At 68.4% G+C, this 23,569-nt stretch carries 23 protein-coding genes; 14 read left to right on the top strand and 9 right to left on the bottom strand.

What is annotated here, in order from left to right:
• Nucleotide 1: 1 nt before the first annotated feature.
• Entirely contained in the window at nucleotides 2-2,701 is a 2,700-nt protein-coding gene (locus tag HALXA_RS11875; RefSeq protein ID WP_013880614.1) for a DEAD/DEAH box helicase, read from the bottom strand.
• On the bottom strand, nucleotides 2,702-4,306 hold the full coding sequence (locus HALXA_RS11870; protein WP_013880613.1) for a ribonuclease H-like domain-containing protein: 1,605 nt from the start codon (nucleotides 4,304-4,306) through the stop codon (nucleotides 2,702-2,704).
• Between the two features lie 130 nt (nucleotides 4,307-4,436).
• Between HALXA_RS11870 and thyA the strand changes: the two genes are divergently transcribed.
• The 4 genes from thyA (at nucleotide 4,437) to HALXA_RS11850 (ending at nucleotide 9,184) form a co-directional block, all read left to right on the top strand.
• On the top strand, nucleotides 4,437-5,453 hold the full coding sequence (gene thyA, locus HALXA_RS11865; RefSeq protein WP_013880612.1) for a thymidylate synthase: 1,017 nt from the start codon (nucleotides 4,437-4,439) through the stop codon (nucleotides 5,451-5,453).
• Nucleotides 5,450-6,019, top strand: a complete 570-nt coding sequence (locus HALXA_RS11860) for a dihydrofolate reductase (RefSeq protein ID WP_013880611.1) — start codon at nucleotides 5,450-5,452, stop codon at nucleotides 6,017-6,019. Before thyA ends, HALXA_RS11860 begins: the two co-directional genes overlap by 4 nt.
• Nucleotides 6,019-6,879 (top strand): fructosamine kinase family protein, encoded by an 861-nt coding sequence (locus HALXA_RS11855; RefSeq protein ID WP_013880610.1) that lies wholly within the window; start codon nucleotides 6,019-6,021, stop codon nucleotides 6,877-6,879. Before HALXA_RS11860 ends, HALXA_RS11855 begins: the two co-directional genes overlap by 1 nt.
• Before the next feature lie 112 nt (nucleotides 6,880-6,991).
• Entirely contained in the window at nucleotides 6,992-9,184 is a 2,193-nt protein-coding gene (locus tag HALXA_RS11850; protein WP_013880609.1) for a thioredoxin domain-containing protein, read from the top strand.
• A gap of 39 nt (nucleotides 9,185-9,223) precedes the next feature.
• On the opposite strand, the gene HALXA_RS11845 is transcribed toward HALXA_RS11850, so the two are convergent.
• Both HALXA_RS11845 and HALXA_RS11840 read right to left on the bottom strand, forming a co-directional pair.
• The gene (locus HALXA_RS11845) at nucleotides 9,224-10,582 is read right to left on the bottom strand and encodes a metallophosphoesterase (RefSeq protein WP_013880608.1); all 1,359 of its coding nucleotides are present in this window, start codon (nucleotides 10,580-10,582) and stop codon (nucleotides 9,224-9,226) included.
• A 138-nt stretch (nucleotides 10,583-10,720) separates the two neighbouring features.
• Nucleotides 10,721-11,095, bottom strand: a complete 375-nt coding sequence (locus HALXA_RS11840; RefSeq protein ID WP_013880607.1) for a TlpA family protein disulfide reductase — start codon at nucleotides 11,093-11,095, stop codon at nucleotides 10,721-10,723.
• 348 nt (nucleotides 11,096-11,443) lie between these two features.
• Between HALXA_RS11840 and HALXA_RS11835 the strand changes: the two genes are divergently transcribed.
• Both HALXA_RS11835 and HALXA_RS11830 read left to right on the top strand, forming a co-directional pair.
• Nucleotides 11,444-12,421: a PLP-dependent cysteine synthase family protein gene (locus tag HALXA_RS11835; protein ID WP_013880606.1), complete on the top strand. Its 978-nt coding sequence runs from the start codon at nucleotides 11,444-11,446 to the stop codon at nucleotides 12,419-12,421.
• Nucleotides 12,422-12,564: 143 nt separating this feature from the next.
• Complete coding sequence (locus HALXA_RS11830; RefSeq protein WP_013880605.1) at nucleotides 12,565-13,329, top strand: hypothetical protein; 765 nt, start codon at nucleotides 12,565-12,567, stop codon at nucleotides 13,327-13,329.
• Between the two features lie 15 nt (nucleotides 13,330-13,344).
• On the opposite strand, the gene HALXA_RS11825 is transcribed toward HALXA_RS11830, so the two are convergent.
• On the bottom strand, nucleotides 13,345-13,929 hold the full coding sequence (locus HALXA_RS11825) for a DUF5804 family protein (protein WP_013880604.1): 585 nt from the start codon (nucleotides 13,927-13,929) through the stop codon (nucleotides 13,345-13,347).
• Nucleotides 13,930-14,199: 270 nt separating this feature from the next.
• On the opposite strand from HALXA_RS11825, the gene HALXA_RS11820 reads away from it, so the two are divergent.
• Together HALXA_RS11820 and HALXA_RS11815 are read left to right on the top strand one after the other, a co-directional pair.
• On the top strand, nucleotides 14,200-14,478 hold the full coding sequence (locus HALXA_RS11820) for a hypothetical protein (RefSeq protein WP_013880602.1): 279 nt from the start codon (nucleotides 14,200-14,202) through the stop codon (nucleotides 14,476-14,478).
• Nucleotides 14,479-14,604: 126 nt separating this feature from the next.
• On the top strand, nucleotides 14,605-15,411 hold the full coding sequence (locus tag HALXA_RS11815; protein WP_013880601.1) for a peptidase M10: 807 nt from the start codon (nucleotides 14,605-14,607) through the stop codon (nucleotides 15,409-15,411).
• 94 nt (nucleotides 15,412-15,505) lie between these two features.
• Here HALXA_RS11815 and HALXA_RS11810 read toward each other — a convergent pair whose 3' ends face one another.
• From HALXA_RS11810 to HALXA_RS11800, 3 genes are all read right to left on the bottom strand, one after another.
• On the bottom strand, nucleotides 15,506-15,862 hold the full coding sequence (locus HALXA_RS11810; protein ID WP_013880600.1) for a winged helix-turn-helix domain-containing protein: 357 nt from the start codon (nucleotides 15,860-15,862) through the stop codon (nucleotides 15,506-15,508).
• Nucleotides 15,863-16,108: 246 nt separating this feature from the next.
• A complete protein-coding gene (otsB, locus tag HALXA_RS11805; RefSeq protein WP_049895459.1) occupies nucleotides 16,109-16,921 on the bottom strand; it encodes a trehalose-phosphatase in 813 nt (270 codons plus the stop codon).
• 41 nt (nucleotides 16,922-16,962) lie between these two features.
• Nucleotides 16,963-18,609 (bottom strand): alpha,alpha-trehalose-phosphate synthase (UDP-forming), encoded by a 1,647-nt coding sequence (locus HALXA_RS11800; protein WP_013880598.1) that lies wholly within the window; start codon nucleotides 18,607-18,609, stop codon nucleotides 16,963-16,965.
• A gap of 307 nt (nucleotides 18,610-18,916) precedes the next feature.
• On the opposite strand from HALXA_RS11800, the gene HALXA_RS11795 reads away from it, so the two are divergent.
• Nucleotides 18,917-20,134 carry an aminopeptidase P family protein gene (locus HALXA_RS11795; RefSeq protein ID WP_013880597.1) on the top strand — a complete coding sequence of 406 codons (1,218 nt, stop codon included), beginning with the start codon at nucleotides 18,917-18,919 and terminating at the stop codon, nucleotides 20,132-20,134.
• Between the two features lie 105 nt (nucleotides 20,135-20,239).
• On the opposite strand, the gene HALXA_RS22135 is transcribed toward HALXA_RS11795, so the two are convergent.
• On the bottom strand, nucleotides 20,240-20,413 hold the full coding sequence (locus tag HALXA_RS22135) for a hypothetical protein (RefSeq protein ID WP_013880596.1): 174 nt from the start codon (nucleotides 20,411-20,413) through the stop codon (nucleotides 20,240-20,242).
• A gap of 305 nt (nucleotides 20,414-20,718) precedes the next feature.
• Between HALXA_RS22135 and HALXA_RS11790 the strand changes: the two genes are divergently transcribed.
• From HALXA_RS11790 to HALXA_RS11775, 5 genes are all read left to right on the top strand, one after another.
• Entirely contained in the window at nucleotides 20,719-21,555 is an 837-nt protein-coding gene (locus HALXA_RS11790; protein WP_013880595.1) for an SCO family protein, read from the top strand.
• 6 nt (nucleotides 21,556-21,561) lie between these two features.
• Nucleotides 21,562-22,134 carry a TlpA family protein disulfide reductase gene (locus HALXA_RS11785; RefSeq protein ID WP_013880594.1) on the top strand — a complete coding sequence of 191 codons (573 nt, stop codon included), beginning with the start codon at nucleotides 21,562-21,564 and terminating at the stop codon, nucleotides 22,132-22,134.
• A gap of 1 nt (nucleotide 22,135) precedes the next feature.
• Nucleotides 22,136-22,810, top strand: coding sequence for a cytochrome c biogenesis protein CcdA (locus tag HALXA_RS11780; RefSeq protein WP_013880593.1), 675 nt, complete (start codon nucleotides 22,136-22,138; stop codon nucleotides 22,808-22,810).
• 76 nt (nucleotides 22,811-22,886) lie between these two features.
• On the top strand, nucleotides 22,887-23,018 hold the full coding sequence (locus HALXA_RS22685; protein WP_280985367.1) for a hypothetical protein: 132 nt from the start codon (nucleotides 22,887-22,889) through the stop codon (nucleotides 23,016-23,018).
• A 91-nt stretch (nucleotides 23,019-23,109) separates the two neighbouring features.
• Nucleotides 23,110-23,529 carry a universal stress protein gene (locus HALXA_RS11775; protein WP_013880591.1) on the top strand — a complete coding sequence of 140 codons (420 nt, stop codon included), beginning with the start codon at nucleotides 23,110-23,112 and terminating at the stop codon, nucleotides 23,527-23,529.
• Nucleotides 23,530-23,569: the final 40 nt, after the last annotated feature.

Here is a 23,569-nt window from a genome sequence, read left to right as displayed (position 1 = left end):
GTTACGCGTAGAACAACGGCGGCCGCCGCTCCCCGCCGTACTCCCCGTCGGGGAGGTGCGCCTCGAGCGCTTCCTCCCCGGCGTCCCCGAGCAGTTGATCGAGCACGTCCACGGCGGCGTCGCGGTGCAGCGGCTGGTTGTCGTTCCCGCACTGCTCGTCCATCACGCAGGCCGGGCAGCCGTCGACGCGCCCGCAGTCGCAGTCGGCGATGTGCTCGCGGGCCCGCCGGGCGACCGCCTCGAAATTCTCGTAGATCGCCCGCGCGAAGCCGAGACCCCCGTCGATCCCGTCGTAGATGAACCAGCCGCTGGCCGGGTCGCGCTCGAGTCCCTGTGCAATCTCCCTGACGGTGGCCTCGGCGGCGGCGATGTTCTCCGGCGCGTCGCCGTCCGGCGCCGCCGTCCCGAACCCGTCCGTCTCGGTCGGCGACTGATCGAGGTGCGAGTCGATCGTCAGCGTCGCCAGCCCGCCCAGGTCGCGCTTGTCCACCATCAACTCGAGCGGGGCGACGCCGATGGTCGCGTGCTCGGCGGCGTGGAGCCCGCCCGCGTAGCCGAGGTGGGCGGTCTGGGCGAGGTCGCCGTCCATCTCCGGCACCTCGAACTCGCGGTACTTCTCAACGAGGGCGTCCTCGACGTACTGGGGCACCTCGAGCCAGCAGAGTTGCGTCTCCATCGACAGCGGCGGGTTGTCGGTCGGGATCGCCTGCTCTTTTTTCTTGCCGCCGTGGACGGCGACCTTGTCGTAGGTGCCGTGGTAGACCAGGACGCGGCCGCGGCCGAAGTGCAGCGTGAAGTCGCCGATCTCGCGGGACTCCTCCGAGACCGCGTCGAGGACCGTCACGTCGGTCCGCGTCCGCGTGTAGTAGTCGACGTCCGTGGGCCGGACCGTCACCGAGGGTCGGGGCGCGTCGTGCTCGACGTCGACGACCTCGTACTGCTGGCCCTGGTGCAGTCGGACCGCGCCCTCGTGGAAGTCCCGCAGCACGCGCTCCTCCGCGAGCGGTTCCATCTGCGGGTCGTACTCCTCGTCGACGCCGTCGGCCAGTTCGACCTCGTACTCCTCGCCGGTCGTCGCGTACAGCGAAATCGACTGCTGCGGTCGCGGCGGGCCGACGTAGGAGACGCCGGTCTCGAGCGATCCCTGCAACTGCCCCGCGCGGCGCCACATCTCGATCGCCCGCTCGAGGCGCTCGCGGTCGGCGAGCCGACCGATATCCGACTCGTCGATCGCGAGTTCGTCGGCCGCACAGCGCAGGTGCTGGGCGAAGACCGCGTCGTTGTCCACGTCGACGACCGCGTCCTCGACGTCGTTCTCGAGCAGGTAGTCGGGATTGTTCACGACGTACTGGTCCAGCGTCCGGTGCTCGGCGACGAGCACGGAGAGGGCACGCTTCGTCCCCCGGCCGGCGCGGCCGATCTGCTGCCAGAACGACTGGCGCTGACCCGGATACCCGAGCTGGACCGTGGCGTCCATCTCCCCGATGTTGATCCCCAGCTCGAGGGCGTTCGTCGAGGCGACGCCGTCCAGCACCCCCGTCTTGAGCTGGTGTTCGGTGCCGTGGCGCTTCTTCCGCGAGTGGCCGGCGTGGTAGGGTTCGATGGCGCTCCCGCGATCCGGATTCGTGTAGTAGCGGCGGTTGTCGTGGCGGTGCTTCGAGGCCCGCTTGACGGAGAGTTCGGCGAGTTTTCTCGAGGGCGAGAACAGCAGCGTCTGGGCGTCGTGGTAGGTGAGATGCGAGAGGAGCCGCGGGGCCTCGACGGTGGCGGGGACGCGTTCGACGATGGCGTCGGCGGGGCCGTCTTCCGTCACTTCCGTTTCCTCGCCCGCTTCGTTCCACTCGTCGCGCTCGTCGTCCCCGTCCTCACGCGCCCGCGGCGGCGGATTCCACAACACTAGATCCCGCGGTCCGGTTGGGGAACCGTCCTCGTCGACGACCGTCACGGGTTCGTCGATCAGCGCCTCGGAGTGCTCGCCCGGGTTGCCGATCGTCGCGCTCGTGAGCACGAACTGCGGATCGGAAGCGTAGTACTCGAGAACCCGCTTCAACCGACGAACGATCCAGGCGACGTGCATCCCGTGAACGCCGGTGTAGGTGTGGGACTCGTCGATCACGACGAGGTCGCAGGCCGACAGGAAGCGCGCCCAGCGGTCGTGGTCGTGCAGGTACGTGTTCACGCCCGCGAAGTTCGAGATGATGACGTCGGCCTCCTCGCGGATCTGCCGGCGCGTTTGCCCGCGTTCCGTGTCGCCGTCGTAGACCCGAACCGAAATCTCGAGGCCCAGGTCGTCGAACAGGTCGTTCAACTCGCGCTCCTGGTCCCGCGAGAGCGCCTTCGTCGGATAGAGTACGTACGCCGTGGAATCTTCGCCACGAGCCTGCGCCTCGAGATAGTTCCTCGCGATCTGGAGCGCGTAGATCCGGGTCTTCCCCGAGGAGGTGCTCGTCGCGACGCAGACGTTCTCCTCGCGCGCCAGCGCCTCGAGAGCGTCGGCCTGGTGGGAGTAGAGGTCGTTCTCGAGGGGCCCCGCGAGTTCCGGTCGGAGCACGTCCTCGTTCGGCACCGTCGAAGCGTCTCGGCCCGGCAACTCGAGGACGGAGACGTCGTTGTCCGCGCGGTAGCCGGGGAAGGTGTCGGTCAGTTCGTCGCCGGTGATCGGAATTCCGCTGTGGTCGGTTGCAGTCTCGCGCTCGCTCATCTAGAAGTCACCCAGTCCGGTCTGTTCGCTGTCGGCTACGCTCGCGTCGCCGGCATCGTCTCGCGACGACGTCTCTCCCGACCGCGACGCGCTCGAGGGTGCGCGACTCGAGTTCGAGTTCGAGTCCGCGCCGGCGGCCGAGTCGGCCACCGTCGACGCCCGCGGCGCGTCCCGGAGCCGCTCGTAGACGTGCCACAGCGCCCGACAGTCGTCCTCGCAGTAGGCCTCGTGGCGGTCCCACTCGAGCGGTTCGCCGGTCCGCATGAACCGCTGGTAGGCCGCGGCCGTCTGCGCGCCGTCGAGGCCCGTCCCCGCGTCCTCGTACCCGAGTGCGGTGGCGACGGCCTCGAGCTTGTTCGTCCGTCCGGGCAAGATCGCGTTCTCGTCGCGGACGGCCCACAGGTAGAGATCGAGCTTGGGGATTGAGTCCCACTCCTCGAGGTAGTAGGGAACGTGTTTCGCGACGAACGCGTCCAGGTGTCGGTAGTCGAACCGCCAGCCGTTCCAGGTCAGCAGGGCCCTGTCGGGGTGGACGCCCAGCAGCCAGTCACAGAAGGCCTCGAGCACCGAGGCCGGATCGCTGGGATCGTCGCGTTCGACGAACGCGCGGTACTCGTCGGTCGCGGGGTCGTAGACGCCGATCTGCCAGATGATCGTCGGCGAGAGCCCGTCGGTCTCGATATCAACGCACAGCGGCGGCGTCGACCAGTTCTCCCCCGGCAGCGACTCGTCGGTGACCCGTCGCGGCTCGCCGGTCTCGAGGACCGTCGCGTGGTGGTGCATCTTCCGCGCGCGGTCCCGGCCGACGTTCGGCAGTTCGGCGAGCCGCTCGACTGACGTCTCGAGCAACTCGGCCCGCGTCGTCACGCTGCGATCGGCGAGCCGTTCGGCCGTCTTCGGTCCGATTCCGGACACCGACTCGAGGCCGAAGTCGGTCACGTCGTAGGTGTCGACGCCCGCGGCGCCGTCGGCGGCGAGCTCGAGGAGCGCGATCGAGTGGTCGCTCCCGTATCCCTCGGCGGGACCGGTCCCCTGCACGCGGACCGAGACGCAGTCGTCGCCGGCCGGCTCGCAGGCGATTGCGGGGTCGTGATCGACGCCCCGAATCGCGCCGGTGTCGGCCTCGAGGTGCCAGAGCTCGTCGTAGCCGGCCGGCTCGCCGCCGGTCAGAACGGTCGTAACCTGGCCGGTCGGCAGCGCCGCGGCGAGGGCGTCGGCGCCTTCGAGGGTCGTCTCGAGGGCCGTCGGTCGCGTGGCCGTCGCGATGCCGTCGCAGACGAGCGCGGCGACACCGTCGGCGAGCGCGCTCGCGACTGCGTCCGGCGACGCCCGGATCGCCCGCGCGCTCTGCGCGACCGCGACCTCGTGGCCGTCGATCGCTTGCCGGTGGATCGTCGCGTCGCCGGTCTCGAGCGGCGGATGGAACGCCGACGCGTCGAAGGCCCGCCGCGCGGCGGCGAACGTCTGCGGCTCGCGGGACGGCCCGAGCACCCAGACGGCGTCGGGCTCGAGCGTTCGATCGACGTCCTCGAGGGTCGCGGCGGGCCGGTCGACGATCGCCGACGGCGGGAGGGCGAGCAGACGAGCGCCGGCTCGAGCGGTCATTAGTCGCCGGGAGGCGCGGGGGGACAAAGAGGGTTTGGACAGCGCGGTGAAAGTGAAACGTATCAGCAAGGATCAAGATAGCCAATTCAAGAGTGGAGGGTTTTAGTCGGGGAATCCGAATGGAGCGATAATGCAACAGTACCTCGATCTCGTCGACGCGGCGCTCTCGGAAGGGACCTACAAGCCCAACCGGACCGGCGTCGACACGATTTCGTCGTTCAGCGAGCACTACGAGGTCGACCTCCAGGAAGGCTACCCGCTGCTAACCACCAAGCAGATGGACGGTTACCGGTGGAACTCGATGCTCCACGAGGTCTGCTGGTACCTCTCCGGCGAGGAGCACATCCGGAACCTCCGCGAGGAGACCAAGATCTGGGACGCCTGGGCCGACGAGGAGGGCCGTCTCGACACCGCCTACGGGCGCTTCTGGCGGCGCTATCCGATTCCCGAAGACGGGGCGCAACTCGAGGGCGAGTCCTGGCCCGACGAGACGAATCGCTGGGTCACCGAGGAAGCGGACGGCCGCCGTACGTTCGACCAGCTCCAGTACGTGATCGACACGCTCTCGGATAGCCCCAACTCGCGGCGGCTCGTGGTCAACGCCTGGCACCCCGCGAACGCGGCCGTCTCGACCCTGCCGCCCTGTCACTACTCGTTCGTCTTCAACGTCCAGGGCGACCGGCTGAACTGCCACCTCACCCAGCGCTCGGGCGACATCGCGCTCGGGATTCCGTTCAACATCGCCGCGTACGCGCTGCTGACGAAAGTCGTCGCCCAGCAGACCGGCTTCGAGCCCGGCACCTTCGCGCACACGGTCGTCGACGCCCACGTCTACTGCGGCAAAGGCGAGCGCGGCGCGTGGTACGCCGACAACCTCGAGGCGCTTCAGTCCCGGCTGGCCGGCGTCGACGACCGCGAGGAGTACCTCGACGTCAAGGAGTGGCTCGAGTCCGAAGCGCCGCCCGAAGCCGAGGGCGACGAACGGATGGATCACGTCCCCGGCCTGCTCGAGCAGCTATCGCGGGAACCGCTCGAGCGCCCGACGCTCGAGGTTGCGGACGTCTCGATCGACGAGCTGGCCTACGAGGACGTCGAACTGACCGACTACGAGTCCCACGAGGGGATCAAGTTCGGAGTGGCCGAATGAGCGAGGACGACGAGTCGACGCCCGGCGCGGCCGAGTCGGCGCTCGCGGCCGAGACGGACCGCGAACTCGTCGGCATCGTCGCCGTCGCCGACAACGGCGTCATCGGGAAGGACGGCGACATGCCCTGGCACATCCCCGCGGACCTGCAACACTTCAAGGAAACCACGATGGACTGCCCCGTCATCATGGGTCGGGTCACCTACGAGGGCATCCTCGAGGCGCTGGGCGAACCGCTGCCGGGCCGAACGACCGTCGTCCTGACGAGTCGGGACCTCGAGACGCCTGAAAACGCCGTCGTCGCGAACGATCTCGCGGAAGCCGTCGAGGCGGCCGAAACGGCCGCCAGAGAGCGACACGACGGCGCCGATCGGGCGTTCGTCGCCGGCGGTGCGACGGTCTACGAGCAGTTTCTGCCCGCCCTCGATCGGCTGATCGTCACCGAGGTCCACGACGCCCCTGACGGCGACACCGTCTTCCCCGACTGGGATCGCGACGCGTGGACCGAGACCGATCGCGACGAGCACGACGGTTTCGCGTTCGTCGAGTACGTCCGAGAGCGGGCGTAATGGCCGACAGCGACTCGGTCACCGACGCCGTCGCACGCGCACTCGACCTCGAGGTGCAGCCGACGACCGTCACCGAACTGCGGGGCGGCCAGATCGGGTCCGCGTACCGGGTCGACCGCGCGGACGGCCCGCCGGTCGTCGCGAAGGTCGGCGAGACGCCCCTCGAGGTCGAGGCGTTCATGCTCCGGACTCTCGCCGAGGAGAGCAACCTGCCGGTTCCCGAGGTACGCTACGCCGACGACGACCTGCTCGTCCTCGAGTACGTCGAGGGGACGACCGACCACGGCCCCGAATCCGCTCGAGACGCGGCGGACCACCTCGCGGCGCTCCACGAGAATAGCGACGACGCGTTCGGTTTCGAGCGCGACACGCTCACGGGTCCCGTCCGGCAGCCGAATCCGTGGACGGACTCGTGGATCGACTTCTACCGCGAGCAGCGACTCGAGCACGTCGCGGCCCTCGCACTCGAGGGCGGATCGCTCCCGGCGGACCTCGCCGACCGCATCGACGCGGTTGCTGCCGATCTCGAGTCGCTGCTCGGCGAACCCGACGCACCTGCGCTGATCCACGGCGACGTCTGGACGACGAATGTCCTCTCGCGCGACGGCGACGTGACGGCGTTTCTCGACCCGGCGACGTACTACGCCCACCCCGAGATCGAACTCGCGTTTATCGATTGGACCGAGACGTTCGGCGACGCGTTCTTCGACCGGTATCAGAAGAAGCGAGCCCTCGAACCCGGCTTCTTCGACCGGCGGCGGTACGTCTACCGACTCTATCCGCTGTTGGTTCATGTCCACCTCTTCGGCGGGCGGTACGTCGCACGGCTCGAGCAGACGCTCGAGCGGCTCGGCTACTGATCGCCCGCTCGAGACGGTCGTGCTCTCGGTGCGTGCAATTCGGCGGCTCGCACCGAAGGGACGAGACTGGACGTACGCCGGGCTTTTACAACGTCCGTCCGTACTCTCGGCCATGAGCGAACCCACCGAACGCAACCGGCTCGAGGACGAGGGGAGTCCCTACCTGCGCCAGCACGCGGACAATCCCGTCAACTGGCAGCCGTGGGACGAACAGGCCCTCGAGGCGGCCCGCGAACGCGACGTGCCGATCTTTCTCTCGATCGGCTACTCGGCGTGTCACTGGTGTCACGTCATGGAGGAGGAGAGTTTCCAAGACGAGGGCGTCGCCGAGGTGCTGAACGAGAACTTCGTGCCGATCAAGGTCGATCGCGAGGAGCGCCCGGACATCGACTCGATCTACATGACCGTCTGCCAGCTCGTCTCCGGGCGGGGCGGCTGGCCGCTCTCGGCGTGGCTCACCCCCGAGGGCAAGCCGTTCTTCATCGGGACCTACTTCCCGCGGGAGGGACAGCGCGGCCAGCCCGGCTTCCTCGACCTCTGCGAGCGCATCAGCGACTCGTGGAACAGCGAGGACCGGGAGGAGATGGAACACCGCGCCGACCAGTGGACCGAGGCCGCGAAGGACCGCCTCGAGGACACCCCCGAGGGCGCGGGCGCAGGCGGGGCCGCGGAACCGCCCTCGAGCGAGGTGCTCGAAACGGCCGCCAGCGCGGCCCTTCGGAGTGCGGACCGAGAGTACGGCGGCTTCGGCTCCGACGGGCCGAAGTTCCCCCAGCCCGCTCGCTTGCAGGCCCTCGCACGCGCATACGACCGTACGGGTCGCGAGGCATACCGCGAAGTGCTCGAGGAAACCTTAGACGCGATGGCCGCGGGCGGGCTCTACGACCACGTCGGCAGCGGGTTCCACCGCTACTGCGTCGACCGGGACTGGACGGTCCCCCACTTCGAGAAGATGCTGTACGACAACGCCGAGATTCCGCGGGCCTTCCTGACGGGCTACCAGCTCACCGGCGACGAGCGCTACGCGGAGGTCGTCGCGGAGACGCTCGCGTTCGTCGACCGCGAGCTCACCCACGAGGAGGGCGGCTTCTTCAGTACGCTCGACGCGCAGAGCGAGGATCCTGAGACCGGCGAGCGCGAGGAGGGCGCGTTCTACGTCTGGACGCCCGACGAGGTCCGCGAGGCGCTCGAGGACGAGACGACGGCCGACCTCTTCTGCGACCGGTACGACATCACGGAGTCGGGTAACTTCGAAGGCCGGAACCAGCCCAATCGCGTTCGGCCCATCGACGACTTGGCCGACGAGTACGACCTCGAGGAGAGCGAGGTGCAGAAGCGCCTCGAGACCGCACGCGAGCAACTGTTCGCGGCCCGCGAGGGGCGGCCGCGACCGAACCGCGACGAGAAGGTGCTGGCGGGCTGGAACGGCCTGATGATCGCGACCTGCGCCGAGGCCGCGCTGGTGCTGGGCGACGACCAGTACGCCGACATGGCCGTCGACGCCCTCGATTTCGTGCGAGATCGACTCTGGAACGAGAGCGAGCAGCGCCTCAACAGGCGGTATAAAGACGGAGACGTCAAAGTCGACGGCTACCTCGAGGACTACGCCTTCCTCGCGCGCGGCGCGCTGGGCTGTTACGAGGCCACCGGCGAGGTCGACCACCTCCGGTTCGCCCTCGAGTTGGCCCGCGTCGTCGAGGCCGAGTTCTGGGACGCCGACCGCGGGACGCTCTATTTCACCCCCGAGAGCGGCGAGTCGCTGGTCACTCGCCCGCAGGAACTGGGCGACCAGTCGACGCCCGCCGCGACCGGCGTCGCCGTCGAAGTCCTGCTTGCGCTCGACGAATTCACTGATGAAGACTTCGAAGGAATCGCCGCAACCGTCCTCGAGACCCACGCGAACAAAATCGAAGCGAACTCGCTCGAGCACACGACGCTCTGTCTCGCCGCCGACCGCCTCGAGTCGGGCGCGCTCGAGGTGACCGTCGCGGCCGACGACCTGCCCGACGAGTGGCGCGACCGCTTCGCCTCGCGGTACTTCCCCGACCGGCTGTTCGCGCGCCGGCCGGCGACCGAGGAGGGACTCGAGGACTGGCTCGACGAACTGGGGCTGGAGGAGGCGCCGCCGATCTGGGCCGGCCGCGAGGCCCGCGACGGCGAGCCGACGCTGTACGTCTGTCGCGATCGAACGTGCTCGCCGCCGACCCACGACGTCGACGAGGCGCTCGAGTGGTTGGGCGACAACGCGGCGGTCGAAGGTGCGAGTGCGGACGGCCCGTCGCTCGACGACGAGAGTCCGTTCTGATTCTGAGGGCGGTTCCCGCTCGCTCGAGTCTCCTCCCCCTCACTCATCCGGAGCGGACGCGGACTCGAGATCCGCATCGGACATCGACTCGAGCCCTGCGTTGGCGACGACCGCTCGGTCGGGGAGGGTCGGCGTCGGCGCCCGCCCCAGCGTGAGCAGGCGCTCGGTGCGGGTGATCTCGTCCGCGCTCGGATCGTCCTTCTCGATCCGTTCGAACTCGACCGCGACGCCCTCGGGTTCGGCGGCGATGCGAACGGCACATAGCTGATAGGACGGGTAGAACACCGGCGGGAGAAGTCCCGCGACGACGTCGCGGCGGTGGAGGCGCTTCAGCCACGTGCCGGTGTTGACGAGCACCCGGTCGTCGACCCCCTTTAGCAGCGGGCGGTGGGTGTGGCCGTAACAGAAGACCGCCGTCTCGGGGCGCTCGGCGAACACCTCGCGGGCGGCCGCCGCGTACGGCTCGTCGGGGTCGACGGTGAGGTCCGTCTCGAACACGCCGAACCGATCGACCGTCTTCCCGACGTCCCGGAGGACGAAGTAGAGCGGCACGCCCGCGAGCACCAACACGCCGGCGATCGCCGCGTTGGCGACGAGGAGAAAGTGGACCGCCTCGCCGACGAGGCCCAGCTGGGCGAGCAGTGCGTCCGCCGTTTCGACGGGCATCGTCCAGACGCCGGCGAGGTCCAGTCCGGCCAGCACCGCGAGCAGGACGCTGATGTTGAACAACAACAGGACCGGGATCGCGGCGTAGCGCAGCAGGGGATTCATCTCGCGGTAGAAGTACTTCGAGAGGAGCCAGCGGGGGACCCGCTCGGTCGGCGTCACCGCTTGTACGTCTTTCAACCAGTTGAACCGCCCCCGCCCGGACAGCCGCCCGGCCCTGCTCGTGACGTTGGTGTTGTAGTAGTAGCCGAGCGGCGTCTCGTAGGGGTTACCGAAGTCCTCGAACCGGTTGTTGGGGTCGCGCTGGTGGCCGTGTTCGAAGTAGATCGTCCGATCGCCGACCGGCCTGGTGATCGACTCGGCCCGGACGAGGTCGACGTTATACTCGGCCAACCGCTCGACGTACTCGTCGTAGGCCGCGAGTTCGTTGTCGTGGTTGCCCGGCAACAGCGTGATCGGGATCGACTCGCCCGTCTCGCGCAACTGTTCGAACAGGTCGGGATACCGGTCGGTCAGCACGTCGAACTTCGCTACCCCGGCGACTTCGGTGAACTCCCACAACCCGAACGCGTCGCCGTTGATGACCAGTTCCGCGTTCTCGCCGGTCGTCGCCAGCCGCTCGAGAAAGTCGAGCAACTCCGGGAGGAAGTCGACCTCCCCCAGCTGTTCGTCGCCGCCGATGTGGAGGTCGCTGATCACGTAGTAGACCGGATCGTCCGCGTCGGCTGCCATAGGTCACGTCCGACGCCGAAACGGATAGTGGTGGGCCCTTCCCGGGGGCGAGACGCGCCGCTGACGGGGAGTCAGGATGTCAGGGTAACGGAATCGACCGGCCGGAACGGGAACGGAGACCGAAACGAACGGAATCGCTTACGCCAGTTCGTCCTCGACCCGCTGAGCCAGCCAGATCGCCGGCGGGAGATCCTCCTCCTCGACGAAGCGGGTGATCTCCTCGCCGTCGTCGTTTTCGACGACGATCGTCGGGATGTACTCGATCCCGTACTCGTCGACGCCGGGGCCCTGCTTGTCCTCGTCGACCGCGATCTCCTCGATGCGGTCCGCGGGAACCTCTGCGGCGTCCAGCGCGGCGCCGAAATCGGGCAGGAGGGCGCGGCAGTCCTTACACCAGTCGCCGCCCCAGACCTTGTACACCAGTTCGTCGTTGTGTTCCTCGAGCGTGTCGACGGCGTCCTCGTACGACGCGGCGTCCCACGTCGGGTTCGGGTTCATGGTCTCGAGACTCATACCCACGGATTGTTCGTCGGGGGGTTTAACGACCGTGTTTCTGGCAGGACGTGCGCTCGCTCGATTTCAAGCTTCGATAGCAGTCTGACCAACCGCCGTCGGGCGGGACTGAAAGGGGCTGGCTCGCTCGAGGAAGGCGGGCGACGCAAGCACTGGACCGACGCGAGCCGTGCGAGCGGAGGGAAGAGCGCAGCGAGACCTCCGACTCGAGCGAGCCAGGGGCTTTCTGGATACTGTCCGCCGTTCCAGTGGTGACTCCAGCGATGACTGGGATAGCGAACCGATACACCGGCACGTCCTGCCTCTGTCCAGCACCGGTTTATGGCTCGAACGCACTAGGGGTTGCTAATGAAAGGGAGCATCCTGGACACCGTCGGCTCGCCGCTGGTCCAGGTCGACTCGCCGGAGGGCGTAACCGTCGCCGCCAAGGTCGAATCCTTCAACCCCGGCGGGTCGGCCAAGGACCGGCCGGCTCGAGAGATGGTCCGCGCGGCCGAACGCGAGGGGCACATCGAACCCGGCGACCGGCTCGTCGAACCGACGAGCGGGAACACGGGCATCGGCCTGTCGCTGGTCGCGGCCGCCCGCGGCTACGACCTCACCATCGTCATGCCAGCCGACAAGTCCGAAGAGCGTCGGCAGGTCATGGCCGCCTACGGCGCCGAACTCGAGCTCGTCGAGGGCGACATGGAGGACGCCCGCGCCCGCGCCGACGAACTCGAGGCCGAGGGCGCGGTCCAACTCGGCCAGTTCGAAAACCCCGCGAACCCCGAAGCCCACTACAGGACGACCGGCGAGGAGATCGTCGAACAGGTCGGCGACCGCGAGATCGACGCCTTCGTCGCCGGCGTCGGCACCGGCGGCACCATCTCGGGCACCGGCCGCCGGCTCCGCGAGGAGTTCCCCGACGTGGACATCATCGCCGTCGAACCCGAGCGCAACGCCGTCCTCTCGACGGGCGAGTCCGGCGACGACGACTTCCAGGGGATGGGGCCCGGCTTCGTCAGCGACAACCTCGATCTGGACCTGATCGACCGCGTCGAAACCGTCCGACTCGAGGACGCCGAGGAGGAGTGTCGCCGGCTCGCCCGCGATGAAGGCATCCTCGTGGGCCAGTCAAGCGGCGCGACGAGTCTCGTTTCCCAGCGTATCGCCCGCGAGATCGCCGAACCCGACCTCGAGTGTCCGGAGGTTCCCGGCGCGTTCGACGAGTCGGCGGCGACCCCCGAACCCGACGGCGGGCAGCCGGCCGAGGACTGCCCGCTCGTGGTGACGGTGTTCTGGGACAGCGGCGAGCGGTACCTCTCGACCGGCCTGTTCGACTGACGCGCATTCGCTGCGCACCCGCCGCTTCGTTCGTCTCGATCAGTCGGCGTTCGTGACTGACTCGATCGAACCGACAGATAGGAAAAACGCCTCTTTCAGTTACGCAAACGGTCTTTAGTCACCCGCGTCTACGTTCGGGCGAGATGACACCCCCGACTTCGCGGTCGACCCTCTCGAGGCGTGCGGTACTTCTCGGCGGGGCCGGCACACTCGCGCTCTCCGCGGGCTGTATTCAGGACTCAAACGACAGCAACGACGACGCGAACCCCGCGGATCCGGACTCGGGGTCGTCCGGTTCCGACAACGAGTCGGACGGCGGGAACGAATCGGACGGCGAAAACGAGTCCGAGGACGACTCCGGGACTGACGGCTCCGACGACAATTCCTTCGAGTACGAGACCCACCTCTACCAGTACCCCGACACGCCCACGGAACCGGACGCTTCGCTGTTCGTGACGCAGGACGGTGCCGAGAATTGGCTCGCGAACCGCGAGCTCGAGGAGGATCCGGTCGCGGAGTTCGTCGCCGACACGACCTTCGACGACAGCGTGCTGGTCCCGCTCGAGGCCGACGCACCGAGCCACTGCTACGAGATGGTCCTCGAGTCGATCGACGTTATCGACGGGGACGGCGACGACGTCCTCGAAATCGAGGCCGCAGTTCGGGACGTATCGGGCGAGACGGAGTACTGTGCGCAGGCGAAGACGACCGTCGGGCTGCTAGTTCGCGCGACGTTCGAGTCGGCGCCGGTGACGGAGATTTCGGTGCGGATCGTCGACGACGATGGGAACGAACACGGGATCGGCGCCGGCCACGATACTGCGACCGGGACCGAGTCAGATACCGCCGACGGCGGGAACGAAACCGAGTCGGCGAGCGAAAACGAGACCGAGAGCGACGACGCGTAGTCGCCACACTCCCGCTCAGGGCGAATACTCTTCTTCGGTAAGTCGGACGACGAGCGTCTCGTCGACGTCTCGAAGATCGTAGGTCGGCAACTCCCCGTCCGTCCGGCGCACGTACAGGGGTTCGACGAGCCGCGGCCGCCTGCGGTTGCCGTCGTGATTGCCGGCAGCGTCGGCCCCGCTCGAGGCGGCTTCCGAGTCACTCCGCGCCGAGCCGCCTGACGCCGACTCCGGACCGGCCGCTGCTTCGGCCTCGGATTCGGGGTCGTCCGCCACGAGCCCGTACACCTTGCAGTACTCGGCGGTCGTCTCGGGGTCGACGTCGCCGTTCCGCAGTTGCTCGGCCAGCGAGCGGGAGAGCCACTCCTCGTCGCTCACGCTCGGTTCCTGGACGAGCGCCTCGTCGACGAACCGCGTGAGATACCAGTCGAGGTCGTTCAGCAGGGAGACGGCGGCGCCGACGCTGACCGTGCGAACGGCCAGCGAGTTCTCGAACGGCCGCTCGAGGTCGTAGGTCGCGAGTGCCTCGCGGGACGTCTCGCGCGAGAGGAGTTCGTACCGGAGGGTGCTCTCGGGCTTCCCGATGAGACAGACGCGGGTCACTACCTGCAGGTGGGGCCGTCTCCGTAATGTGGGTTTCGTTGTTCGCGGGGCAGACGCTGTGTTCCGACGGGTTCCGGGTCGGAGACGCCGCGAACGCGAACGTATCGCACACGTTCAGCGAAACCGGATAGTCATGATTTCATAAAGGTCGACCATGTAAACCCGAGCGTCGATGGACGACGCTCGATATCGCTCGAGCGGGATGGAAGGGAAGACGCTGCGATCGGCCGACGATTGCGGACTGGTGCCGACATCGGTGGTGGACGATCCGTGATCGGCGACGCACCGGTCGACGGGCTCTACGCCGGTTCCAACGGCGACTACTACACCGACTGGGAAGTGACGCGAAACCTCCGGCGCGGTACGTGGCGCCCCTGTATTCGCCAGCGAGAGCCGGATCGCCGCCTCGTCGAAACGACCGGCGGCGGCTTGCTCATGCTCACGGCGATCGAACCGACGGCGCTGCCGACGTGGGTCGAAATCCGCGTGGCGGGCGAAACCGCGCGCGTCGTCGACACCCGGTATCCGTCGCTCGAGACGCGCCGCTGACGCGGCGATCGGCGGCGCTCGGGGGACGTCGAACTGCTCGCCGGCGCGACTGACAGCCCGGGCTGAAGATAAAGCGTACCGATGTAAACGGGGACGGCATAGACCGTCCCGGCCGAACGACGCGGCGTGAACCGACGGGCGTTTCTCGGGGCGGTCGGATCGGTCGCGTCGCTCGGAACGCTCGCGTACGCGACCCGCGCCGGCGGCGAGACGCTCGAGGTGCGCGTCTGGTTCTCGGACCGGGCGGCCGACTACGACGACGTCCCGACTCGTATCCGCGAGTACCTCGGTCGGATCCTCGAGTTGGGGTTCTGGACGGTCGACCTGTCGATCGGCGGGACCGTTCCGGTGTCGACCGAAGACGGCGCGCAGGTCACGCGCCGCGGCGAGTGGCCGCTGGCGGTCGCCGCGGGGGCGATCGGCGCGCGCGATCTCCGGCCGGCCGCCGACGTCAACCTGCTCGTTACGGACGGGGCGATGACCCGCGCGCCGACCGGCTACGGCCTGCCGCGCGTCGCGTCGGTCGGCGGCGCCCGACACATCGACGACCTCGAGCCGTTCGACGACCTGTTCGGTGGCGACGGCGGCGACAGCGAACCGAGTGCGGAACCGGACCCGCGCCGGATCGCGCCGCTGACGGACGCGACGCGGACGATGCAGGTGCTCGTCCACGAGGTGGGCCACGCGCTCGGTCTCAGACACGAACACGGCGTCGCGTTCCGAGACGGCGACGCCGTCGTCGCAACGCCGATGATAAGCGCGTACGCGTTCGGTCCCGACCGTGAGACCGATCGCTCGCGGTGCGGGATCGACTATCCGGATCCGACCGGTCGCGAGCGCGCGCTGAGTTTCGCCTTCTCGTCGTGTGCACGCCGGGAGCTAGCGACCGTTGCCGGCCGATCTCGGATCGCGAATACGTGGCGCCAATCCTGATTGCTCCGCGAACCCTCCAGTACTGCGTCGCTCTCGACTACTGCAATTACAGCGACGGCAAACGCAGAAAACGAAACCGCGTCGGTCCGTTAGGTTACTCGTCGTCGTCTTCGGACTCGCCGCGCGCGAACTCCGCCTGCGCGTTGGCGTCGCCCTCGACCTCGACGTCGCCGGCGCTCGGTCCCTCGATGAGGGACTCGAAGTCGTCGACCTCGTCGTACTGGTCGCGGTAGACCAGCGCCGCCTTCCCCATCGAGGTGATCTCGTAGAGGCCGGATCGCTCGGCCGGGCCGATCTTCTCGACGAGCCCGTAGTCCTCGAGCACCGGCAGCCTGGTGTTGATGTTCTTCCGACTCTTCCCCGTGTGCTCCGCGAGGTTCGTCGCGACGTTTCGTCCCTTGTCCTCGAGGGCCTCGAGGATCAGGAAGTCAGTTGGTTGACGTAGCTTCACTCTAGTTCACTCTCGTAGTTCCTACTATATTTCCAGTGGTAACTAATACTTTCGGCTCCCTCGCCCGGGTCTATTGGTTATTACCATCGGAAGAATTATTGATCGGGGTACTGATCGTTTGCGTGGGCACGATCACGGCGGTTCTCCCGGACCCCCGACGCGACGGCGATGAACGTCCCCCACTCGCCCTGATCGTGTCCGGCCTGCCCCTGTCGTTTTCGCGTCCCCGGTGGCGCTTCCCGTCGATCACTCCGCGAGCAGTTCGACTCCCGTCTCGCCGAGCCACTCCAGAAACGAGGCCACCTCCGCCGGCGACGCGACCCGTGCGGAGGCCGCCGACGGTTCGTCGTCGCCGACCAGAACGCCGAAGCCGTCGGGTTCGACGGCCCGAAACGCGGATTCGTCGGTGGTGTCGTCGCCGATGTAGAGCGCCACCGTGTCGTCGGGCAGTTCCGCGTCGATCAACTCGAGGGCGTTCCCCTTGCCCCACGGAATCGACGGCTCGATCTCGAGGATCTGTTTTCCGCCCGAAATCTCGAGTTCGTCGCCGCCGAATCGGTCGACGATCTCGCGCGTCCGGCGTTCGACGACGGGCTCGGCGGCCGGCGGTACGGACCGAACGTGGACCGTCGCAGTTAGCCGTTTATCCTCGATACGGGCGTTGGGAATCGGCTCGAGGACCGTCTCGAGCGCCTCGCACGCGCGCTCGATCCGCGTCGCCCGCTTGCGGGCGACCGGGTGGACGGCGACCGAGCCCCGCCGCTCGAGTTCGAGGCCGTGGTTGCCGGCGTAGATCGACGGGCCGTCGACGCGCTCGCGGACGTCGGCCAGCGCGCGGCCGCTGATGACCGCGGTCGTGACCGCCGGTTCGTCCGCGAGGGTCTCGACCGCGGCTTCGTTCGCCGGCGTCGGCGCCGCCGCGTCTGGCTCGTCGACGATCGGTGCGAGCGTGCCGTCGAAGTCCAGACACGCCAGCAGCCGCGAGGCCTCCGCGAGCGCCGTCCGAACGGCCGGGAGCTGTTCCTCGAGCGGGTCCGGTACGGTATCGTCGGTCGTCATCGATCGGGGGCGCGGTCGGTCGTCGGCGTCGGCGCGGTGTATTATGCCGTTTGCGTCCATTCGTGGGAGTCGCGGTCGTCGTCCTCGTTCGAATCGGTAGCCGTCGATTTTTCGCCGTGAACGCGGCGAATCCAGTCGAACTGTGCGTCCATCCACCCCTCGAGGTCGTGATCGAACACGCGGGTCCGCAGGGTCTGCATGCGCTGGCGCCGTTCGTGCGTCGGCATCGAGAGCGCCCGCTCGAGCTGGGCGGCCGTCCCGTCGGCGTCGGTCGGATCGATCGTGAGCGCGTGGGTGCCGAGTCGCTCGTGGGCGCCCGCCCGGTCGCTCAGCAGCAGCGTGCCGTCGCCGTCGACGTTCGCGGCGACGTACTCCTGGGCGACCAGGTTCATCCCGTCGGCCAGCGAGCTGACGACCATCACGTCCGCGTAGCGGTACAGCGCACAGAGCGCCTCGTGCTCGACGTAGTCCTCGGTGTAGACGATCGGCTGCCAGTCGTCGGTGCCGAACCGGCGGTTGATCCGCTCGGCTTCGCTGCGGACGTGGTCGCCGTACTGCTGGTAGGTCGGAATGTCCGTCCGCGACGGCGTGGACTTCTGGACGAAGGTGAACTCGCCGCGCCAGTCCGGGTTCCGCTCGAAGAACCGCTCGAGCGCGGCGAACCGCTCGGGGATCCCCTTCGCGTAGTCGAGGCGATCGACGCCGAGTCCGAGGACGGTGTCGTCCGGAATCCCGAACGCCTCGCGGATCTCGGCGAGTTGCGCCCGCCCGACCGAGCGGGCGTCGCGATCGTACCTGTCGGCGTCGACACCCATCGGCGTCGCGACGACGCGCGTCGTGTGTCCGTCGTAGCGAACAGTCCGCTCACGGCGATCGACGGTGGCTGACGGGAAGTACTGCTCGACGCAGTCAAGGAACGTGTTCGCGTACCAGTCGACGTGAAAGCCGAGCAGATCGTTCCCGAGCAGTCCCTCGAGAACGTGGCCGGCGGCGGGACACTGCTGGAAGGTCTCGGGGGCCGGCCACGGGATGTGCCAGAACTGGGCGACGGTCGTCGACGCGGGGACGCCCTCGCGGATCAGTCGCGGCGCGAGCGCGAAGTGGTAGTCCTGCAGCCAGACGACCGAATCCTCGGCCGCGTGCTCGACGACCGCGTCGGCGAACCGCTCGTTGACGGTGCGGTACCAGTCGAAGTCGTTCGACCGGTGCTCGACGAGGTCGCCGAAGCCGTGACAGAGCGGCCAGAGGACGCGGTTGCTGAAGCCGTAGTAGTACGACTCGACCGCCTCCTCGGAGAGGTCGATCCGGCGCAGCGTGTACGCTTCCTCGCCGGGCGGAACCTCGACGCAGTGGTCCTCGTCCGCGACGTCGAAGTCGGCGTCGCCGTCCCCCCAGGCGATCCAGGTGCCGTCGACCTCCCGGACGACGGGATCGAGTCCCGCCGTCAGTCCGCCGGCCGGTTCGTCGACGGTGACGGATCGATCGCTCTCGTCGTCACCGTCGTCACCGCCGTCGCCGTCGCGCTCGTACTCGTGACGGTACGGCTGCCGGTTCGAAACGACGATCAGCGAACCGGGACAGTTGGGGCCGTCCGATCGGGTCTCCTCGGTCGCCCGACCGCCTCCGCCGGCGCCGACCTGACCCCGGTACGAATTCGTCGACGACAAACGCTCTTCAGGGAATCGCATTCGCTGCGTATTCACAGTCCGCCGACGGGTTGATTCGCGGCCTGCGAACGCATGGGGGTTTAATGACCCGTCGCGATACGTCTCCGAACCCGTCCGTTCGGCTCGCAGACTATAACGGCTGCTATAGGCACTACGTATCCGTTTCTGATCGCGGTAATCGACGGTTCACGACCCTCACGACTGTGTCGGCCGACGGCCGCCAGCGGCGCGCCGTGAGCACTCCCTCCGCGCACGCGATTCCGTCCGTCGGTTCCGGCCGCGGTTCGGTCCCTAAACGTACTTCCGGCAGTCGAACGATGGTCCGGCCATGAACGCTCCGTTCGACCAGCGACTCGCCGCCTGCCGGCGCCGTCTCGAGGAGGCGGACGCCGACCTCGCGGTCTGTTTCCCGAGTCCGAACCTGACCTACCTCACGGGCTTCGAAGAATCGCCGTCCGAACGGCACCTGCTGCTGTTCGTGCCCCGCGCTGGGACGGACGCCGACCCGACGCTCGTCGCACCCGCGATGTACGAGTTCCAACTGGCTGCGCTCCCGCCGTCGACCCTCGAGGTGCGCCTGTGGGTCGACGACGAGGACCCGCTCGAGACGGTCGCGCGGACGCTGGAGGGATACGTCGACGTCGACGGTGCACGCGCACACGCGAGTGAAGACAACGACTCGAGTGCGAAACGCGGGCCGACCGTCCTCGTCGACGATCGCATGTGGGCGACGTTCACGCAGGACCTGCGGACGCTCCTGCCCGACGCCGAGTTCGGCCTCGCGAGTGCCGTCCTCGAGGACCTCCGGATCCGGAAGGACGACCTCGAACTCGAGACGCTCCGTCGGGCCGCCGAACTCGCCGACCGCGTCTCCCTCGAGATCCGCGAGCGGGGCGACGATCTGGTCGGCACGACGGAGGCCGAACTGGCCGCCGAGATCGAGCGTCTGCTCGCCGAGTACGGCGGCGGCGGACCAGCTTTCGAGACGATCGTCGCGTCGGGACCGAACGGCGCGCGACCCCACCACCACAGCGGGGCGCGCGAGATCGAACGCGGCGATCCGATCGTGCTGGACTTCGGCGCGTTCGTCGCCGCCGATCTCGAAGGCGACGGCGGCGGAACGGCCCGCTACCCCGGCGACCAGACCCGGACCATCGTCGTCGGCGAGCCGCCCACCGAGTACGAGCGCGTCCACGAGGTCGTCGCCGAGGCCCAGCAGGCTGCGGTCGAGGCCGTCGAGCCCGGCGTCCCCGCGGAAGCCGTCGATCGGGCCGCCCGCGAGGTCATCGAAGACGCGGGCTACGGCGACGCTTTCGTCCACCGGACCGGCCACGGCGTCGGCCTCGAGGTCCACGAGGCCCCTTACATCGTCGACGGGAACGACCGCGAGCTCGAGCCGGGGATGGTCTTCTCCGTCGAGCCGGGGATCTACCTCGAGGGCCGGTTCGGCGTCCGGATCGAGGATCTCGTAGCCGTCACCGAGAACGGCGCGGCGCGGCTCAACGACTCGCCGCGGGGCTGGGAAACCGGCGCGGGCGTTCGCTGACTCGCGGGACTCGCCGCGTCGCGATTCTGTAACGCCGCTCCAGCCTCGCGTCCGGACGAAGAGAGGCGCCGAGAGAAGAAGACTCGAAGCGGCCGAACCGGCCGCTCAGTAGTAGTACAGCTCGAGTTCGTGGCCGCAGTTCTGACAGCAGGTCTCCCGTCCCTGAAGCCGGTTCGACCCGGTATCGCTGATGCCGGGACCGGCGGGCAGCGATGCGGCGATCGTCGAATCACATTCGGGACAGCCGACCTGCACGGCCGAGCGGTTCGCTTGCGACATACATCGGGAGTATGCTGACTCCCCGATTAGTTATACCAGCCGTACTCCGACGAATGTGCGCCGTTTCGGACCGTTCGAATCGGTATACCGTCGTTTACGTCGTCGAACGGGTGAAACGGTGGCTAGGGTTTGAATACCCGCAGCCGGCGGCGTCCTCGAGCGAAGGGTGTGCTTTCCGACGCGACGACCGCGGGTGAGGCCGCGACGGGACGGCGGTCGCGAGATCGAGACTGAACGGCCGATACGCGGCTCGCTTCGGGAGGCGTACCAACGAACCTTTGACCTCGCCATCCTACGAAACAGATATGGAACGACGGACGTATCTGCAGGCGCTCGGGGCGACGGGAGTCGCCGGACTCGCGGGGTGTCTCGACGACGCGATGGGCGTCGTCGGACGCGGCGACGACGAGACGGTCCTCGGCCCGCCGGAGCAGTCGCGCGGCGATCCCGACGTCGCAACGTATCCGGTCCACGGCGAGGAGTTCCCCGACTTTTCGCTGCCGGATCCGCTCGCGGGCGAAACGATCACCCGCGACCAGTTCGCCGGCGAGCGGGCGATCGTCATGACCTACTTCTTCACCTCGTGTCCGGACGGCGCCTGTCCGGCGCTCATGACGCGGCTCCGCCGCATTCAGGAGGACGCCGCGGAGCAGGGGTACGCCGACGATATCGCGCTGCTCGCGATGACCTTCGATCCCGAGCGCGACACGCCGGACGTCCTCGAGGAGTACGCCGGCCAGCAGGGCGTCGATCACGAGGCCGACAACTGGCACTTCCTCCGCCCCGAGACGAACGAGGCGGCCCGGGACGCGGCCGACACGTTCGGACTCGGACTGCAGCGGATCGACGACGGGGAACCGGGCGCCGGCGGCGGACACGGCGGTAGCGGTAACGAGAGTGAGGACGGGCACACGGGGAACGAGAGTGACGGCCACGCAGGCAACGAGACCGACGGCCACGCGGGCAACGAAAGCGGCCACGACGGCCACGACCACGGCGAGTACACGTTCCAGCACATCAACCTGATCCTGCTGGCCAACAAGCAGGGGATCGTCGAGCGGTCGTACCCGCAGGCGCTGAACACGGACTTCGCCCCCATCGAGGAAATCGTCGACGACGCGCGAACCGTCGCGCAGGGGTGATCGATCGTGCGCAGACGCGACGTCCTCACCGGACTCGGAAGCGCGGGCGTGCTCGCGGGCGCCGGAGCCGTCGCCGTCTACGGCCTGCCATCGGTCGACGAACTCACCGGCGAGGCCGAGAGCGACGAGGATGAGCCGCGCGATCCGCTCGAGCTCGAGACGGTCGACGCGCCGGGCAGCGAGGCCGGCGAGACGCTCGTTCCCGAACCGGGCCGGCCGACCTTTATCGACCTGTTCGCCACGTGGTGCTCGCCCTGCGAGAAACAGATGCCGGCGCTCGCCGAGGCCCACGAGCAGGTCGCCGACGCCGACGTTCAGTTCGTCTCGGTAACGAACGAGGGCATCAGTCACGACGAACTCGCCGCCTGGTGGGACGAACACGACGGCAGTTGGCCCATCGCGGTCGACCCCGCCGCGGAGGTGAGCGCGCGCTACCTCGAGTCGGGCTACCCGACCGCGGTCACGATCGATGCGTCCGGACAGGTGCTGTGGGCCGACGACGGCGTCAAGTCGACCGACGAACTCGTCGACAGGATCGAGACCGCGATCGACGCCAGCGCGGAGGGCGCGGACGGCTAACATGGTCGATGCGCCGGCCCTCGAGTCGCTGACGTTCGCGCTGATCGCCGGCATTTCGACGTTCTTCTCCCCGTGTGCGTACCCGCTCCTGCCCGGCTACGTCGGCTTCTACGTGAACCAGACCGAGGGCGAGCGGGCCTCGCTGGGCGGCGCGCTCGGCCGCGGCGTCGTCGCCGGGCTCGGCACGCTCGGAACGTTCGCCGTGCTCTTCGGCTCCGCGTTCTGGATCGGCCACGCGACGCTGTCGAACATCGTCTACTTCGAGCCGCTGATCGGCGCGCTGCTGGTCGGGTTCGGCCTGCTGGTCGTCTTCGACCGCGCCCCGTCGCTGTCGGTGCCGCTGCCGCAGCGGCGCTCGAGCGTGCTCGGATTCGGCGTCTTCGGCGCGGGCTACGCGCTGGCCGCGGCGGGCTGCGTCGCGCCGCTGTTCGTCGGGGTCGTCGCGCAGGCGCTGTCGCTGCCGGCGGCGTCGGCCGCGGCGGTCATCGGGACGTACGTCGGCAGCATCGTCGTCCTGATGGTCTCGCTGACCGTCGCCACCGGGATGGGGCTGCTCGCGGGTGCCGGCCGGTTCGTCACCCACGGGAAGCGCCTCAAACGCCTCGCGGGCGCGATCATGATCGTCGCCGGCCTCGGGCAACTCTACCTCGCGGTGGTCATCCTCGACGTGCTCTGATCCGGCCGCAACGAACGCGCCACTACCAACGTGTGTTGCGCGAGAGTTTATGTCAGCCGTCTCTGAACGGGGTGTCGTGAGTAGCGCGCGCTGTCCCGATCGTCCGGAAGCGGCCGGGAAAACGGTCGATCGACGGCTCACGGACGCCGGCCTCGAGCGGCGCTTCGGGTGTGGAAACTGCGGCCTCGAGTGGGCGGTCACCTTCTGAACGCTATCCGCGTACTGCCCGGAACCGCGGCGTCTCCCCGGCACCCGCAGGTCCGAAAGGTATCCCTCCGTCCGTCGAATTACGGACAACGATGTATCAGGATATCATGCTCGCGACCGACGGCAGCGAGGGTGCGCGCCAGGCGACCGAGCACGCGATCGAACTCACGCGACAGTTGGAGGCCAATCTGCACATCCTCTCGGTGTCCGAAGACGGACCTCACGCAACCGACACTCGAGACGAGATGCGCCACGACGAGGAGGGCGAAGCCGTGGGGGCGGTCGAGGCGGCCGAACGGACCGCGGCCGACGCGGGCCTCGACGTAACGTCGACCGTCCGCCACGGCGTTCCGCAGGAGGAGATCGTCAAGGCGGCCGAGGAGAACCCGATCGACCTCGTCGTCGTCGGGACGGTCGGGCGCTCCGGCCTCGACCAACTGGTCGTCGGCAGCGTCGCCGAGGAGGTCGTCCGGAACTCGCCGGTTCCGGTCGTCGTCGTTCGGGAGACGTAGCGGTATCGTCGGTCGATCCGATCGCTCGTCCGGCCCGCCG

This window comes from Halopiger xanaduensis SH-6 (assembly GCF_000217715.1).
GTDB classification, from domain to species: Archaea; Halobacteriota; Halobacteria; order Halobacteriales; family Natrialbaceae; genus Halopiger; species Halopiger xanaduensis.
The sequence above is the reverse complement of the archived record's forward strand: the minus strand, read 5'-3'. Positions and strand labels throughout refer to the sequence as shown.

What these genes read in the sequence shown, in the direction of transcription:
- HALXA_RS11875 (WP_013880614.1), bottom strand. Translation starts at nt 2,701, where the DNA reads ATGAGCGAGCGCGAGACTGCAACCGACCACAGCGGAATTCCGATCACC.
- HALXA_RS11870 (WP_013880613.1), bottom strand. Translation starts at nt 4,306, where the DNA reads ATGACCGCTCGAGCCGGCGCTCGTCTGCTCGCCCTCCCGCCGTCGGCG.
- thyA (WP_013880612.1), top strand. Translation starts at nt 4,437, where the DNA reads ATGCAACAGTACCTCGATCTCGTCGACGCGGCGCTCTCGGAAGGGACC.
- HALXA_RS11860 (WP_013880611.1), top strand. Translation starts at nt 5,450, where the DNA reads ATGAGCGAGGACGACGAGTCGACGCCCGGCGCGGCCGAGTCGGCGCTC.
- HALXA_RS11855 (WP_013880610.1), top strand. Translation starts at nt 6,019, where the DNA reads ATGGCCGACAGCGACTCGGTCACCGACGCCGTCGCACGCGCACTCGAC.
- HALXA_RS11850 (WP_013880609.1), top strand. Translation starts at nt 6,992, where the DNA reads ATGAGCGAACCCACCGAACGCAACCGGCTCGAGGACGAGGGGAGTCCC.
- HALXA_RS11845 (WP_013880608.1), bottom strand. Translation starts at nt 10,582, where the DNA reads ATGGCAGCCGACGCGGACGATCCGGTCTACTACGTGATCAGCGACCTC.
- HALXA_RS11840 (WP_013880607.1), bottom strand. Translation starts at nt 11,095, where the DNA reads ATGAGTCTCGAGACCATGAACCCGAACCCGACGTGGGACGCCGCGTCG.
- HALXA_RS11835 (WP_013880606.1), top strand. Translation starts at nt 11,444, where the DNA reads ATGAAAGGGAGCATCCTGGACACCGTCGGCTCGCCGCTGGTCCAGGTC.
- HALXA_RS11830 (WP_013880605.1), top strand. Translation starts at nt 12,565, where the DNA reads ATGACACCCCCGACTTCGCGGTCGACCCTCTCGAGGCGTGCGGTACTT.
- otsB (WP_049895459.1), bottom strand. Translation starts at nt 16,921, where the DNA reads ATGACGACCGACGATACCGTACCGGACCCGCTCGAGGAACAGCTCCCG.
- HALXA_RS11800 (WP_013880598.1), bottom strand. Translation starts at nt 18,609, where the DNA reads ATGCGATTCCCTGAAGAGCGTTTGTCGTCGACGAATTCGTACCGGGGT.
- HALXA_RS11795 (WP_013880597.1), top strand. Translation starts at nt 18,917, where the DNA reads ATGAACGCTCCGTTCGACCAGCGACTCGCCGCCTGCCGGCGCCGTCTC.
- HALXA_RS22135 (WP_013880596.1), bottom strand. Translation starts at nt 20,413, where the DNA reads ATGTCGCAAGCGAACCGCTCGGCCGTGCAGGTCGGCTGTCCCGAATGT.
- HALXA_RS11790 (WP_013880595.1), top strand. Translation starts at nt 20,719, where the DNA reads ATGGAACGACGGACGTATCTGCAGGCGCTCGGGGCGACGGGAGTCGCC.
- HALXA_RS11780 (WP_013880593.1), top strand. Translation starts at nt 22,136, where the DNA reads ATGGTCGATGCGCCGGCCCTCGAGTCGCTGACGTTCGCGCTGATCGCC.
- HALXA_RS11775 (WP_013880591.1), top strand. Translation starts at nt 23,110, where the DNA reads ATGTATCAGGATATCATGCTCGCGACCGACGGCAGCGAGGGTGCGCGC.